Raw genomic sequence first — 13,934 nt, forward strand, 5'->3', positions numbered from 1 at the left:
TCATTCCTAAAATGAAAATATAATTATGACTAATTCCGATTCTAATTCGAAATTAGTCATAATGTAACTTTTTAAATGGTTCTTTTAAATTTTGCTGCACAATTCAGAATCCTTCGCCAACTTCACTGATTTTTGTTTTCAATACCTCTGCAAGCTTCCTAAATACAGGAATAAAGCTATCCCTAATCATAACTATAAGCTCATCTATCGCCTTATCATCATATATATGAATATTCTCATTTCTTTTACTCAACATCAAAAGCCAAACTTCAGAATCTTTAATAAATCCATTGGCATACCCCAACTTCAAAATTTCTCTGGGCGATCCGATTTCTGCACCACTGACACCATGAAGTCGCATTACTGCCTGTAATGCCTTCCACGAAAGCTCAAAAGTCAGATTAAACTGGCCAATCACTCCCATTCTATATATTTCATCATTATACGCATTACTAAAATTCGCTTTTTCCAGCACACTTAAACAATCGACGAAATTATCATACTTTTTCATATATTACCACTCCATCTTTTCTAAGTTCTTCCTTGAGTTCTTCTGTTATTCTATCATCATATTTCACTATATCAAAAGAAAGCAGTGAGTACGCCATTTCCTGAATATCTGATAAAAAGCCGTCAAAATCACCACCCTCAACAGCAAGATCAACATCACTTCGATCATAATGTGTCCCTCTCGCTCTTGAGCCAAACAGTATTATTTTTTCAACATTGTTTTTTATGGCAAAAGACCTTATATCCTTCATAAGTCTGCCCGGGATATTTATATTCTGCATAGTTTTCCCTCTATATCAAACATATTTCATAGCTATATGCAAATAATCATGAGTATTGTCAATTTTTTTATCCTCATTGATAATTCCGACCCCAAAATCTTTGCAATCATCAAAAGGCATATAATATCTTAAATTCACAGAAATATCTTCTTGTCTTCCAATCTCCAAAAGCCACTTGGCACAGTCTTCACCACAGCTGGTAGCATTAAACATAAGATCAGGTCTTTTATAAATACAAATAAGTGTCTGCAGGCTGCCCGATAATCTTTCCGGCGGAATCGGGCCAAGTACATCGCTCTCAATCAACTGCCCACCCTTATAATGCGATCTATCAATATCTTCCATCATCTCAGCAACAAGCGGATCTCCAAACCACTCTTCCCGAAAGTTGAATCTGAACCACGATGGCCCATGCATCGCTCCTTCTGTTTCTCCAAAATATATATTCAACATATTATTCGTCCTCAATAAAAATCTAATCTCCATAAGCCACATGCGCAGTTATTTGATTTATATCAAATAACGTCTACAGCTCTTTAATTACATAGTACGCTTTTTATTATATAATTAGCCTTATTCCTGTATCACAAGTTTTCATAATAAAAGAAAGAGTACAATGTAGAAATATTATTGTTTTCTTTTATCAATGCTTCTAAATCTTTTATAAAGTTGGTAGCACAATAATCTCCATTATAATTATAGTAAGTATTTTTGGGAAAAAAGTAATATCTATCTTAATTTCCTAAGCCAAACAAGTACTCTAAGCGTTAAAAGCATTATACTTCTCACAAGTTTTCTCCTTAAGTCAATCTTCTATTTTATATAAATTAGCATTGATAAACTTTTGTACTCCTCTAAAAATAACCAAACTCACAAAATAGCACACACATCCAATCATTATCTTAATAATCAAAACCAATATACTATTCGCAATTCCAAGCGTGTAATTCCAAAGCACTATTACCATTACTAAACCTGAAAGCAAGAATGGAATACTATCTAAGACACTCCTAGCAATATTTGCTTCTTTATAAACACATATTGCCTGAAAAACACAAACAACTATTTCGGCAACCAGCGTTCCTATTGCAGCCCCAATAGACTCATATCTCGGGATTAAAATTATATTTAGACAAACATTCGCAAAGGCTCCCGCAAATAAAGAAATCACAAATAATCTATCTTTTTTTCTAGGCAAAAGATATTGTGTTCTAATAACATTTGCAAAAGCTAAAAAAATACAACTCGGAAGAATTACATAAAAAAGATATACACACTTATCAAAACCACTACCATAATATATCGGGACAAACTCTTTTGCCACAGCCATAATCCCCATACAAGTGGATGTGGATATAAACATAGCAAATAAAATCGATTTATTAAACAACCGGTTAACACTATCCTTGTCAGCTCTTTTTGAAATCATGTTGGATACTCTTGGCAACATAACTGTCCCCAACGCATCTATTAGCGCCATAGGAACTCTAATTATATTTTCACAACTATGATAATACCCTAGCTCGATTTCATTTGTCATCGAGCCCAACATTATCTTATCCATAGCTTTATATATACTTGCAGCGACAGTTGGCAGAAACAAAATCATATTCGGTTTTATGTGTTTCAAAATATTCTTAAACTGTGGCATAACAAAGCGAATTTTTCTTACAACTACACTTAATGCAATAAGCTGATTCATAATAAATCCTAAACTGAAAATAAGCGCATATTTCCACACATCATTTTTACTTTTAACAAAAATAAAAATACAAATAGCTGTAATAATCTTAGTCAAAACATCTTTAGTGGAAGTAACCTTAAATTCTTCCAATCCATTTAATACCCATGTGAAGTCAATTCCCCCGGCAACAACTATCAATGAAAAAACCAACGCTAATCCTTCTTTAGGAGCCGCCAAAAAGCTGTACATGAAATATATTATTGATCCAAAAATTCCCATAAAAAATTGAAATGCATAAATTTCACAAAAAGTCTTTGATAATAATTCACTATCATCTTTTACATATGCAATAGTTCTATTACCATATGAATATAGTCCTAATCTTATAAACAAATAAAAATAGTAAGCTACTGTATGTGCATATGAATATTCACCTAATCCATCTGCTTTAAGTATCCTTGATAGATATGGCAATGTAACAAGTGGTACTAAAAAATTAGTTATTTGATATATAGAATTAAAAATAAGATTTAATCTAATGCTATTATCTTTTTTACCACTATTCATAATTACACCGTAATCCTAATGCGTACTTTTCTAACACTATCCTTTTTATTACCGGATATTCTATGATATATTGGATAAGACAATGTTAGCAAAAATAAGTTTTGAGCCATTGCATAAAAATTATTTTCCATTATTCCATATATTGCATAAAGACCCAAAATTGCTATCAACAAAAATTGCTGTGTCCTTTTTAAATAAACCATTGTACATATGTATAATGCAGAAAAAATAAAGAACACAATAACTCCATATCGTAGAATAAGAGAAACATATGCATTATCTAACCAGAAATGATATATTACTCCGGTTATATTTTTCTTTACTGTAAGCTTTATATCCTGTCCAAACAAATTTATTCCATAAAATCCTATAGTTCTATGACACTGTGAAAACCTATGAGACATGTAATCATCTACATGTTTTAGTATATTATGCTTTTTTACGTCTATTATTGATAAAAAAACGCTCACAGAATTTGAAACAATCGCTAAAACTATAAAAAAATTAGACCATGCGTTCATATTAAGTCGCATTCGAGTTGCCAACTCATATGCACAAATTATAATTGATAATAATATCATGCAATAAACTGAAGTCTGCGAATTCGTAACTACATTCAATACTATAGCAGCAATAAAAGTAACTATAGCATCTAATATATTCAATCTATCTTTTCTATGAAAACAACGGCATATAAAAATCAAAAAAACCTTTATTCCAAGCTGATTAGGATGCGTAAATCCAAGTGAATGTCTTAAAACTGTTCCTCTATAAAAAGAGTTTTCATTTACATAACCATTGAAAAACAACACCAAAACAACTATAACCATGATAAGTTGTACATAATATGCAATCCCAGTCAATTTTTTTAAATCTATATTCTTACTGGCAATAACAAAAATCCACGTAGATAGTAGCGTATTATAATTTGCTAGTGATGTAGCATAGATTATCGGAAGCGAAACAATCGCTATAATTACTAATTCCTTAATCTGGTAATCCTGAAAAAAAATAATTTGTATCATAAGCAATATCAATATAATAATAGCCATTGAACTATTTGCATCACTTTTTTTCCATATAAAAAACTGTTCAATATTGGAATTAAATAAAACCTCAGTTCCAAACCAAAGAACAAACACAAAACTTATATATTTTTTACCAAATTCAATCCTTTTTTCCATATCTAATCAACTTAGTTTATTATATTCATTTACAATATTCTTCATATCTATATATGCATTATACTTATCTAACGCTTCTTTTTGACCACTCATTACTACATCAAACAGTTTCTCTCTTTCTTCTACAACTTTTTCCATCAACAATGATAATTCATATGAATTATCATATTTATACAAAAAACCTGTTTCTCCATCTCTTACCAATTCCGGTGTGGCCCCTGAATCAGTTCCTAGCAACAAACATCCTCCCAACATTGCTTCTATTGTTGTTCTCCCAAACCCCTCTGCTTTTGAACTCATAATAAACACATCCGAGTTTTTAAATAACTCAAGTACATCTTCTCTGGCATCCATAAAAGATATATACTTCTTATGATTTGCTGCCATTGCCTTTAGCATCTTCTTCTTTTTACCATCACCAACAACCAGCAAATGAAAATCTTTTGTTCTCCGTGAGAGTTCTATAGCTGCTTCAATAACATATTCCTGCCCCTTATTGGAATTCATATTACCTATACTAAGAAATTTAACAATTCTATCAGAAAAAAGTTTGTTTCTCTCATTATAATAATCACGCACATCTATTCCGTCATAGATAACAGTCATTTTTTTTGAATCAAGCAAATTACAGAAATGATTATAAACATATTTTGATACACATATTATCTTATTTGCTTTATTAATCAGGTTATAACTGCCTTTGCAAAATAAGCGTTTATTATGATCCAAATCCACACATTCCCTTATATGCCAAATAAAAGGAATATTATTTGCAACAGCCACTTTTGCGCCTATATAAGTTCCACTCGTATTAATATGTATCAAAGATATATCATTCTTCCTCACATATTCATTTAACCTCATAATTGCAAAAAAATTCAGTGTTATTTTTATTATTCGTCTGCATAATACTAATAAACTGATATGATCAGTGATCCTCTCAACCCAATTAAATGATCTAATTATTTTATACTCAATACCTGCCTTTTTTAGTATTTCTTCCCCATTACCCTTTTTAGGCAATACTACTATGGGATAATACTCTCCTTCTGTCATAAGTAATTCACATAATTTTGACATGCACCTGAACGCACCGCTTGTGCATGAGCTATCAGACGAAACAAAAAGAACTTTTTTCATTACCAATCCCCAATATCATCATTTTTTATATAATATAATTTAAATAACTGCATATAAAACCGTTTCAATTGCGCCTCTGGAATGATGTCTTACATATAACTTATATTCAGGCACTAATGAATGAATATATTGCGGAATAGTTACCATATCCTCATTACTATGATATATACAAATAGCTAACTTAGGTCTATTACGTTGTATTATATTTTTAGCTCCTTGCAATGCACTCAACTCAGCTCCTTCTATATCCATTTTTATAAAAGTCGCATTTTGGCATTGCGAAATACTATCTAATGATGTTGTTTCAATATAGTTATCTTTTCCAATATTCTTATTCGTAATTCGTGATCTTGAGCCTCCTTCCTCAAAATAAACCTTTTTCTCACAATCTGATATTCCCTTATCAATTAAGACCAAATTATTATTATTCTTGAAAAACTTTTGAATTAATCTCACATTTCTCCTTGAAGGTTCAAAAGCAATTATTGAATAATCCGTTATTCTCTTCTTTCGCGCCAGATCAACAACTTGTTGAATAGTATCCCCGATAAAAGCGCCACAATCAACAAAGACTTCATTATTGGATAAAGATACTATTCCTTCCACAAAATACTGATCTGTTTCTGAAAAAAGATGATTAGGAATTCTTGTCCTGTAAGCACGATAATTCATGCAAGCATCAAATATATCTTTAGACCGTTCATCCGAAAAAAGCTCTTTTGTATCTTTAATTCTTTGACTATTTTTTTCAAGAAACACTCTATTCTTAGCCATTTCTTGCATAATATCCGTTTTACTTTTCCTAACTTCCGCAAACATAATGAACATTCTTTGAAGGATCCCCATTTTTTCTAACATAACAAGTATTCTAAAAGTCAAATAATGTTTCTGCATATACAAATATATTTTTCTCAAAAATATTTTTATTGTCTTTTTTATGCTCATATATGCTTCTGCGTTTTCCTTTCTCTTCTCTCAATCAAAAAATCCGGATTAGTATTTTCTTTAATTTCTGCTTCTACACTATATACTGCACTTGTTGATATTCCGACAGCATATCTAAATTTAATTCCTATTAACCTTAATAATTCACTTGGGTATCTTTGTGAATCGATGCGCTCACATATATCCGAATAATCTGTTCTATCCCTCGGATGAATCTTTAACACTGCAGGTGCAAATGAACTATATTTATCTATAAGCCCCCTGTAAATCTCTTTTTTCTCATTCTCCGATATATAACCGTCTTCTGAAAGCGGTTGGGTAAAGACTATCCCTATATTGGTATTTCTATATATTTTACATAGCTTCATATCCTCATCAAACACACTGATTATCTTATCTTTATTTTCTTTGGATAAAATTGAATAATCAATTGTAAGTTTTTTAATGTGGGATTTCAAATATGCGTTGTATCCATCCGGATTCTGCACATATATTCCTTTTATTTTTTTATCATTCCAGAAATTTGTACTATTGCCATATAGTTGCTTTAAAAACACAACTCCTCTGCTTTCTTTTGGTGACACATACTGAGTTGCACCTTCTTCAATAAAGATACTCTCCGATACTTTCTCATAAAATAAACATGCCGGATAACAAACAAATTGTTGATTCCAGCAAAAGTTAACCATTAGAATATTATTGTATCCCCCCAGCAACATAGCAACATCTCGAAATAACCTCTTATTTAAATAATCCGAATAGCCTATCAGCCTTCGAAATTTTGACTTTTTATCTATTGACCAACATCTAATACCAAGCTTTTCGATTCTATCAGCTAATATTTTGTGATTATATGCGTCAGCATGAGTAACTGTCGCCATCACTATAACAAAATCTCCTAAATCTCTTTTACTTGAATAAATAAGCATCAATGAATTAAATACATGAATCATCGAATGGCAAAAGAACGCTATCTTTTTTTCAGTATGTTTTATAATTTCAGAAATATAAAACACTATGTATCTCCTTTACATTCTAACTTCTCTGCCAAATATTTTTATAAGACCCTTATATGAACCAATAAAAAAACCAACCATTCCAACTCTATATGACAAGGCACATAATCTCAATGCCAATGCCTTTAAATTTATATTTTTTCCAAATAATCCCAAATATCTATTCGTTCTCCACCCTGGAATAGTATCATCCATATAACGAATAGTCTTTTTTATAAGTTCTTTTTTACCAGAGGAATTTCCAATACTAGTTCTAAACACTCCCCCACATGCAATTCTTATAAAAATTTGCGTTTCAAGTTCCTGTCTATAATACAAACCATCAATTGGATTATTACTTATTAATTCTCTAAAACCGGACATCATTGAGTCACATACACCGGCATCCATAATTCCAGTAAGAGAATCACTACGTACTCTATAATGATAGCCAACTTTATTGGTATATACCAACTTATTAACATACCTTAAAATTTCAAAAAAGTAGCAAGTATCCTCAGATCTTTTCATTTCTCTGAATATAGCCTTTTGCGCAATTTCAGTTCTGAATAACTTGTTATATAATGCTGGATTAATATAAGCTAACTCACAGATATTCTCACCATCAGCAACATTAACAGTTTTTCCATCTACAGCTTCAACACATATCTGCCTATTTGTCTTGTCATCAAAACGTTCAATTCCACAGATGGTCACATCTGCATCGCTCAACTCTGCACTTTTAACCAATTGTTCAAAAAAATCAGGTTCAATCCAATCATCTGAATCCAAAAAAGTAGTATATTTTGACGGATAATCCTTCGCAATTTCTAACGCTTTGTTCCTAGATTTACTTTGCTTGATGTTTTCTTCATTCTCAACCAGAACAATTTTCATATTGTTATTTTTCATATACTCTTTGATAATTGAAACCGAATTATCAGTTGAGCAATCATCAACAACCAAAACAAGAAAATCTTTATACGTTTGATTCAATATAGAATCAAACAGCATTGGAAGATACTGTTCTGCATTATATACCGGAACAATCACATTAATAGCACTCAATTATTATCCTCTTTCTTACTAACCACATCTTTTTATTTTATAGCTTCTACATACAAGCTCATCTCAGGAAATGTTTTGTCAAAATACATTTTATTTTTCATATATTCCGATATACTTCCGGCATACTTCGAGCGAATTATCTTAGTAAAATTCGAATCGATAAGCGTATCTTTAACTTTGGAAAATGTCCAATAATTTATATGATAACCGGCTTTTTTAGGATCATATGTCAATCCTTCAGTTATATACTCAAAAAAATTGTCCATATCCTTATTTAAAAAGGCTTCATTATAATCCTGACCGTTCCCGCTTATATAATCTAAAAATCTTTCCGTTGCAATTTCTCTGACAAGAAAATCTACTTGTCTCATATTTGCATAGTCCACATTTATCTGTTTTAATAATATTTTTCGCCAGATCCAGTATGAATTGTCTGTCTGACTGGCATTCCATAAAAATTCTGCATCAGGACAACATACTCTAAGTATTCCACCTTTTTTTAATACTCGGTGGCATTCAAGAAAAAAACTCTGTATATATTCATTCTCAATATGTTCAATTACGTGACTGCAATATATTGCATCAACCGTTTCATCAGCAAATGGTAATTTATCATTTCTAATATCATATTCAATGTATTGGCCACCTTTATGCATAGAAGCGTACCATGGCGACGAATAATCTAAACATATCCACCCACGGCATTTCCAATCCCCCGCTCCAACATTAATAAGCCGCTTTCCTCGTATATCACAATCTTTTTTAGCAGCTCTCGAAAAAACAATTTCTATTCCCAGTATTCTTCCAAAACACTTAAAGATTTTATCAACAATTTTCTTCAATAATTTCCCTAACTGCACCATTTCCTCCACATCTTTTCGCAACATAGTCAGCAACATCCTTAACTTCAGAAGACGCATCTGCCGGACAAGCAGCTACTCCAACAATTTTCATTACTTCCACATCATTTATATCATCGCCAACATACAGAACCTCATCAAGCATTATTCCATATTCTTCACATATTCTTCTAAGTACAGCTGCTTTATCTTTGACACCCTCTTCAATGAAATTCATATTAAGCTTTTTTGCTCTACGTTTATTTAATTCTCTTATTTCTCCCGTAATAATTCCAACAATTATCCCTCTTTCTCTCAGTCGTGATAAAGCCATACCATCTCTGGTATTAAACTTTTTTAATTCATCTCCTTTTTCGGAATAGTACATTCCCCCATCAGTAAGACAGCCATCACAATCGGAAACGACCATCTTTATTTTCTTTCTATTACTAATGCTTTCCTTTTGTATTTTTTTCTGAAGAAGCTTTTCGATTACTATAAAATCATTCGGCTCATCTATTTCAATTGCTGTATTTTCCGGCATCTCATATGCCCTAATACGCCCAGAAATCCTATTTCTGGATTTTAAAAGCAGTTCTTTTGATGTAATATAATAAGCACCATTCTCCATAAGATATCCTTCAAATTCCTGACGTCTTGGCCTATTAAAGATGTCATAATTGACAGGTTCCGCAACATTGTATGAGTCAACTTTCCACAAGAAACGCTTTTGTCTTACAACCGAAATAACACTATCCGTTCCCTCAGTATTGAATAATAAAAAACCGCCTTCCAAATCAGCAACATCCAATAATGGAGATGTTGCTTGAATGAGTACTATATTGTCAAACTCATATTTCTCCGCAAATTCCAGCATAACAGATTCTGTTGTTGCAGTATCACTGGCGTTTTGCTTAGATCTATCAATAACTCTCAGTTTAGAGAACACTTCCTTTTCGCTATTACAAAATGTCTCTACAGCATCTCTTATTTCAAAACTATCTGTTGCTATATATACATTATCAATATATTTACATTCACATGCCACTTTAGCAGTCCAATATACAAGTGGTTTTCCACATAGTTCTTTTATATTTTTTAACGGAATTGATTTACTTCCACCTCTTACAGGAATGAGTGCAACATTCATAATAAAATTCTCCCAACAACTTACTCAACTCGCAGTTTCTTCCTTACAGCAAGTTCGTCTTCTTCAAGCTTCTTCTCTCCATCCCCCATCATCTTAATAATATCAATGCATCTATGATAGAGCATAAACATAGCATTAATCTCTAAACTGGCCTTTTGATCTGTTCCCCACATATTATGTGAAAGAGTTACATGTCTTTCAATTATATTCGCACCAAGAGTAACTGCTGCTACTGTAGGTTCAAGATTCTGTTCATGTCCACTGTAGCCAACAACGCAATTGTATCGTTCTTTTAATGTCGTTATATATCTAAGATTCAAATTATCAATCGGAGCAGGATAAACAGAATTTGTATGCATTAACGCATACTCTCCATTACTATAGTCTTCAAGAACCGATACTGCCTTATCTAACTCTTCTTGAGTGCACATACCTGTTGACATCAAAATAGGTTTTCCTGATTTACAAGCCGCTTTTATAAGCTCGATATTCCCATTTGCGGCGGACGCCAATTTGATAAAAGGGACATCATAATTTAAAAGGAATTCAAGACTGGGCATATCCCAAGGAGAAGCTGTCCATGAAATGGGTTTTTCCTTACAATAATCATCAATATAATCATACTCACTCTTTTCAAATTCAATACGTTTTTTATACTCCAGATATGTCATCTCTCCCCAAGGCGTAGATCTCATAACATTTTTTTGGCTATCAGGAACCGCAATATCCGGTGTTCTTTTTTGAAACTTTACGCAATCCCAACCTATGGCATAAGATGCATCAATAAGCCTTTTTGCAACATTTATATCTCCGTTATGGTTTATACCTATTTCAGCAATAAAATAAGGTTCTTCCCCATCTCCAACAATTTTAGAACCTAGTTTTATTTGATTACTCATGTTTTCTCCTTTATATGTTACCAATAATTAAATTCATGTCCTAATTATAATCTATATATAGTATTTTGTCATAGAAAAAGACGCAGATTTTGTGGCAATCTGCGCCTAAATTCTATCTATATTTACTTTATAAACCTAAGCAAGAAATCCGTTATACCAATAATCGTAAAACCGCGCTCGTCGCGAGTCTCCTTTATCGGTTTGTTTACCACAATAACTTTCTGAATCTGATCGTTGATCAAGATATACGGTCGTATCTCCCTTTCCTTTGTAGCATCATTAGAAATATCCGCCGTCACCTGAATATAATATGCCCGATTGCCTTTATGCGCATAGAAATCTACTTCATTATTCTTTCTGACAGATTTCCCCGCTTTATTCTTTTCAACTGTATCGAAAGTACCGACATTTACGGAATATCCGTTGTAGCGTAGCTCATTGTATACGATATTTTCCAACATCTGACCTTCATCGGGAAATGCAAAATTTAATCTGGCATTTCTAAGCCCCGTGTCTATAAAATAGTACTTTCTCAGTGCTCCGATTTCTTTTCTTCCCTTAATGTCAAACCTACGAGCCTCTCTAAGGAGAAATGCATCTATAAAGTAACCTATGTAGTTCTCGATTGTAGCCTTGTTTATTTTTGATTTCCGAACACTCAAAAATGTATTGGCTATCTTTTCGGAATTAAGCAGTTCACCTGTCAAAGAACTTATGATGTTGCAAAGTTCTTCCAGTTCCTCGCCTTTCTTTAATTTGTTTCTTTCAAGAATATCGCTAAAATATGTTGTTTCAAATAATCCCTTGAGATACTCTTTTTTTTCATCATCTTTTTTCAAAACAGCAAGCGGCATACCGCCATATTGCATATATGTATAGAGTGCTTCCGATTCATAACCTCCGACATAGCCAAAAAACTCATCAAATGATAGCGGCGCAAGACATATATTTGTTGCCTTATCTCTAAATTCGGTTACTATATCCGACGAAAGCATCTTTGAGTTTGATCCCGTCACATACAAATCTATATTTTTTTCACGAGACAGTCCCAAAACAACATCAACAAATGTCACAGTGTCATCGTCGTTTTTCTTTGCCGGAACGTGTTTACCATCTGTAAAATTCGGATTTTTAAGTGCATATACTTTTTGAATCTCATCAATAAAGACATAATACATATTATTGCCTGTACACAGTTTTCGAATATACTCTCCAAGCTTTAACGGATCCCTATATTCAATATTCCTGTCATCATCCAATTCCAAAATATGAATATGCGACGGATCAACTCCCTCATCAATAAGATATGCCCTGTATATCTCCTTTAGCAAATACGACTTTCCACATCTCCTGATTCCTGTAATAACCTTGGGAAATCCATTTTCTTTTGCCTCAATCAATTGTCTTAGATACTTATCTCTTTTTATCATCTTAATCTCCAAATATGTAGAATTCTACATTTTTTCTTACTAGATTTTACCATTTTGGTGTTTTTTAATCAACAAAAGTGTAGAATTCTACATTTTTTCTTATTAAAAAGCGCAGATTTTGTACCTTCCTTTGTACTTACCCTGCGTCCTTGATATTTCTTTTCTCATACTACAAAAAATCTTAAGATTTTTCGACGGTATTTCTTAAGATTTATCTGATATCATAAGAGAAGTCGGCAGTCTTTCAACGACAATTCCAAGCCGATGACATGGCAAATCTGCCAAATCTATTTTTTCTATGAAAGGAAATTTCTAAATGTCTAAATCAAAAGACAACTCTCAAAAACTCACCTACGAAACCGCGACAGGCGAAATCGAATTTACGCTTATGAGCGACATGATGTTCCATTACGTCATGCAGCAATCCGAAAAAGCATTAACAGGTCTGGTATGTGCCCTAAAAGGACTGTCTCCCGATGATGTACAAGATATCCTTGTCGAGAATCCAATCGACCTTAACAGTGCGGGAAAAGAAACAATCATGGACATCAAGCTCACTCTCAACAACAATGAGATCCTCAATGTCGAACTCCAAGTATATCCCGATAAATATTGGATCTCACGCTCAATAATCTACCTATGCCGTGCATACGACAACATCGGTAGCGGCGACAATTATTCCCTTGTAAAGCCTACTACTTTATTCTGAATCACCGATCAGGAGCTCATCCCCCATGCAGAAGCAGAGTTCTATGCAAAATACCGCCTTACCAACCTCAAAAATCACCATCTGTATACTGATAAATTCGGCATGAATATGCTACAATTAAACCACACAGACCTTGCAACACAAGAAGATGTCCGTAATAATCTTGTGTACTGGGCGGATCTTTTTAAAGCAACCACTTGGGAAGAATTTAAAAATCTTGCCAAGAATCATCCTGATATCGAGGAGGTGGGAAATTTGATCTTCGAACTTAATTATGACAATCAGGCCAAAGAGCTTCTTGAAGGCCAGCGCCGTTACAGAGAGCAGATGAATTCTCAGTATACCGCCGGCTATACTGATGCGGAAGAAAAATACGAAAATGAGATCGTAAAATTACAAGCAGAACTTAAAACATTACAAGAAGAGCTTGAAAAATACAAAAGCACAAATAAATAAAATTCCGGGCTGAATTGTTCTTTACAATTCAGTCCTTTTCATTAAAAAAAAGCGCAGATTTAGTACCTACTCCTGTA

At 32.9% G+C, this 13,934-nt stretch carries 15 protein-coding genes; 2 read left to right on the top strand and 13 right to left on the bottom strand.

The features are described 5' to 3' along the window. Positions 1–103: 103 nt before the first annotated feature. The 13 genes from DL92_RS0108370 to DL92_RS0108430 form a co-directional block, all read right to left on the bottom strand. Complete coding sequence (locus DL92_RS0108370) at positions 104–511, bottom strand: HI0074 family nucleotidyltransferase substrate-binding subunit (protein WP_026655706.1); 408 nt, start codon at positions 509–511, stop codon at positions 104–106. Then, entirely contained in the window at positions 498–791 is a 294-nt protein-coding gene (locus DL92_RS0108375; protein WP_034462060.1) for a nucleotidyltransferase family protein, read from the bottom strand. The genes DL92_RS0108370 and DL92_RS0108375 overlap by 14 nt, the downstream gene beginning before the upstream one ends. 15 nt (positions 792–806) lie before the next feature. Further along, positions 807–1,244, bottom strand: a complete 438-nt coding sequence (locus tag DL92_RS0108380; protein ID WP_026655708.1) for a DUF4869 domain-containing protein — start codon at positions 1,242–1,244, stop codon at positions 807–809. A gap of 352 nt (positions 1,245–1,596) precedes the next feature. Beyond that, positions 1,597–3,042 carry a flippase gene (locus tag DL92_RS0108385; protein WP_034462061.1) on the bottom strand — a complete coding sequence of 482 codons (1,446 nt, stop codon included), beginning with the start codon at positions 3,040–3,042 and terminating at the stop codon, positions 1,597–1,599. A gap of 2 nt (positions 3,043–3,044) precedes the next feature. Next, positions 3,045–4,226 carry a hypothetical protein gene (locus tag DL92_RS0108390; RefSeq protein WP_026655710.1) on the bottom strand — a complete coding sequence of 394 codons (1,182 nt, stop codon included), beginning with the start codon at positions 4,224–4,226 and terminating at the stop codon, positions 3,045–3,047. A 6-nt stretch (positions 4,227–4,232) separates the two neighbouring features. Then, entirely contained in the window at positions 4,233–5,366 is a 1,134-nt protein-coding gene (locus DL92_RS0108395; protein WP_026655711.1) for a glycosyltransferase family 4 protein, read from the bottom strand. 39 nt (positions 5,367–5,405) lie between these two features. Next, positions 5,406–6,311, bottom strand: a complete 906-nt coding sequence (locus DL92_RS20700) for an FkbM family methyltransferase (RefSeq protein ID WP_081811883.1) — start codon at positions 6,309–6,311, stop codon at positions 5,406–5,408. Continuing rightward, a complete protein-coding gene (locus tag DL92_RS0108405) occupies positions 6,308–7,327 on the bottom strand; it encodes a glycosyltransferase family 52 (protein ID WP_026655713.1) in 1,020 nt (339 codons plus the stop codon). The genes DL92_RS20700 and DL92_RS0108405 overlap by 4 nt, the downstream gene beginning before the upstream one ends. Positions 7,328–7,339: 12 nt before the next feature. Continuing rightward, positions 7,340–8,374, bottom strand: coding sequence for a glycosyltransferase family 2 protein (locus DL92_RS20190; RefSeq protein ID WP_026655714.1), 1,035 nt, complete (start codon positions 8,372–8,374; stop codon positions 7,340–7,342). A gap of 32 nt (positions 8,375–8,406) precedes the next feature. After that, the gene (locus DL92_RS20195) at positions 8,407–9,261 is read right to left on the bottom strand and encodes a class I SAM-dependent methyltransferase (protein WP_197027244.1); all 855 of its coding nucleotides are present in this window, start codon (positions 9,259–9,261) and stop codon (positions 8,407–8,409) included. Further along, entirely contained in the window at positions 9,200–10,363 is a 1,164-nt protein-coding gene (locus DL92_RS0108420; protein WP_026655716.1) for an N-acylneuraminate cytidylyltransferase, read from the bottom strand. The genes DL92_RS20195 and DL92_RS0108420 overlap by 62 nt, the downstream gene beginning before the upstream one ends. Before the next feature lie 20 nt (positions 10,364–10,383). Beyond that, the gene (locus DL92_RS0108425; protein WP_026655717.1) at positions 10,384–11,262 is read right to left on the bottom strand and encodes an N-acetylneuraminate synthase family protein; all 879 of its coding nucleotides are present in this window, start codon (positions 11,260–11,262) and stop codon (positions 10,384–10,386) included. Between the two features lie 122 nt (positions 11,263–11,384). Beyond that, the gene (locus tag DL92_RS0108430) at positions 11,385–12,692 is read right to left on the bottom strand and encodes an ATP-binding protein (RefSeq protein WP_026655718.1); all 1,308 of its coding nucleotides are present in this window, start codon (positions 12,690–12,692) and stop codon (positions 11,385–11,387) included. Positions 12,693–13,008: 316 nt separating this feature from the next. On the opposite strand from DL92_RS0108430, the gene DL92_RS0108435 reads away from it, so the two are divergent. Together DL92_RS0108435 and DL92_RS0108440 are read left to right on the top strand one after the other, a co-directional pair. Continuing rightward, the gene (locus DL92_RS0108435) at positions 13,009–13,401 is read left to right on the top strand and encodes a PD-(D/E)XK nuclease family transposase (protein ID WP_026667402.1); all 393 of its coding nucleotides are present in this window, start codon (positions 13,009–13,011) and stop codon (positions 13,399–13,401) included. Between the two features lie 102 nt (positions 13,402–13,503). Next, the gene (locus tag DL92_RS0108440) at positions 13,504–13,857 is read left to right on the top strand and encodes a hypothetical protein (RefSeq protein ID WP_026667403.1); all 354 of its coding nucleotides are present in this window, start codon (positions 13,504–13,506) and stop codon (positions 13,855–13,857) included. Positions 13,858–13,934 lie beyond the last annotated feature (77 nt).

This window comes from Butyrivibrio sp. AE2005 (genome assembly GCF_000686965.1).
GTDB classification, from domain to species: Bacteria; Bacillota; Clostridia; order Lachnospirales; family Lachnospiraceae; genus Butyrivibrio; species Butyrivibrio hungatei_A.

Excerpts from the sequence above, each read along its gene's own strand:
- DL92_RS0108370 (WP_026655706.1), bottom strand. The coding sequence starts at position 511 with ATGAAAAAGTATGATAATTTCGTCGATTGTTTAAGTGTGCTGGAAAAA.
- DL92_RS0108375 (WP_034462060.1), bottom strand. The coding sequence starts at position 791 with ATGCAGAATATAAATATCCCGGGCAGACTTATGAAGGATATAAGGTCT.
- DL92_RS0108380 (WP_026655708.1), bottom strand. The coding sequence starts at position 1,244 with ATGTTGAATATATATTTTGGAGAAACAGAAGGAGCGATGCATGGGCCA.
- DL92_RS0108385 (WP_034462061.1), bottom strand. The coding sequence starts at position 3,042 with ATGAATAGTGGTAAAAAAGATAATAGCATTAGATTAAATCTTATTTTT.
- DL92_RS0108390 (WP_026655710.1), bottom strand. The coding sequence starts at position 4,226 with ATGGAAAAAAGGATTGAATTTGGTAAAAAATATATAAGTTTTGTGTTT.
- DL92_RS0108395 (WP_026655711.1), bottom strand. The coding sequence starts at position 5,366 with ATGAAAAAAGTTCTTTTTGTTTCGTCTGATAGCTCATGCACAAGCGGT.
- DL92_RS20700 (WP_081811883.1), bottom strand. The coding sequence starts at position 6,311 with ATGAGCATAAAAAAGACAATAAAAATATTTTTGAGAAAAATATATTTG.
- DL92_RS20195 (WP_197027244.1), bottom strand. The coding sequence starts at position 9,261 with ATGTTGCGAAAAGATGTGGAGGAAATGGTGCAGTTAGGGAAATTATTG.
- DL92_RS0108420 (WP_026655716.1), bottom strand. The coding sequence starts at position 10,363 with ATGAATGTTGCACTCATTCCTGTAAGAGGTGGAAGTAAATCAATTCCG.
- DL92_RS0108425 (WP_026655717.1), bottom strand. The coding sequence starts at position 11,262 with ATGAGTAATCAAATAAAACTAGGTTCTAAAATTGTTGGAGATGGGGAA.
- DL92_RS0108430 (WP_026655718.1), bottom strand. The coding sequence starts at position 12,692 with ATGATAAAAAGAGATAAGTATCTAAGACAATTGATTGAGGCAAAAGAA.
- DL92_RS0108435 (WP_026667402.1), top strand. The coding sequence starts at position 13,009 with ATGTCTAAATCAAAAGACAACTCTCAAAAACTCACCTACGAAACCGCG.
- DL92_RS0108440 (WP_026667403.1), top strand. The coding sequence starts at position 13,504 with ATGAATATGCTACAATTAAACCACACAGACCTTGCAACACAAGAAGAT.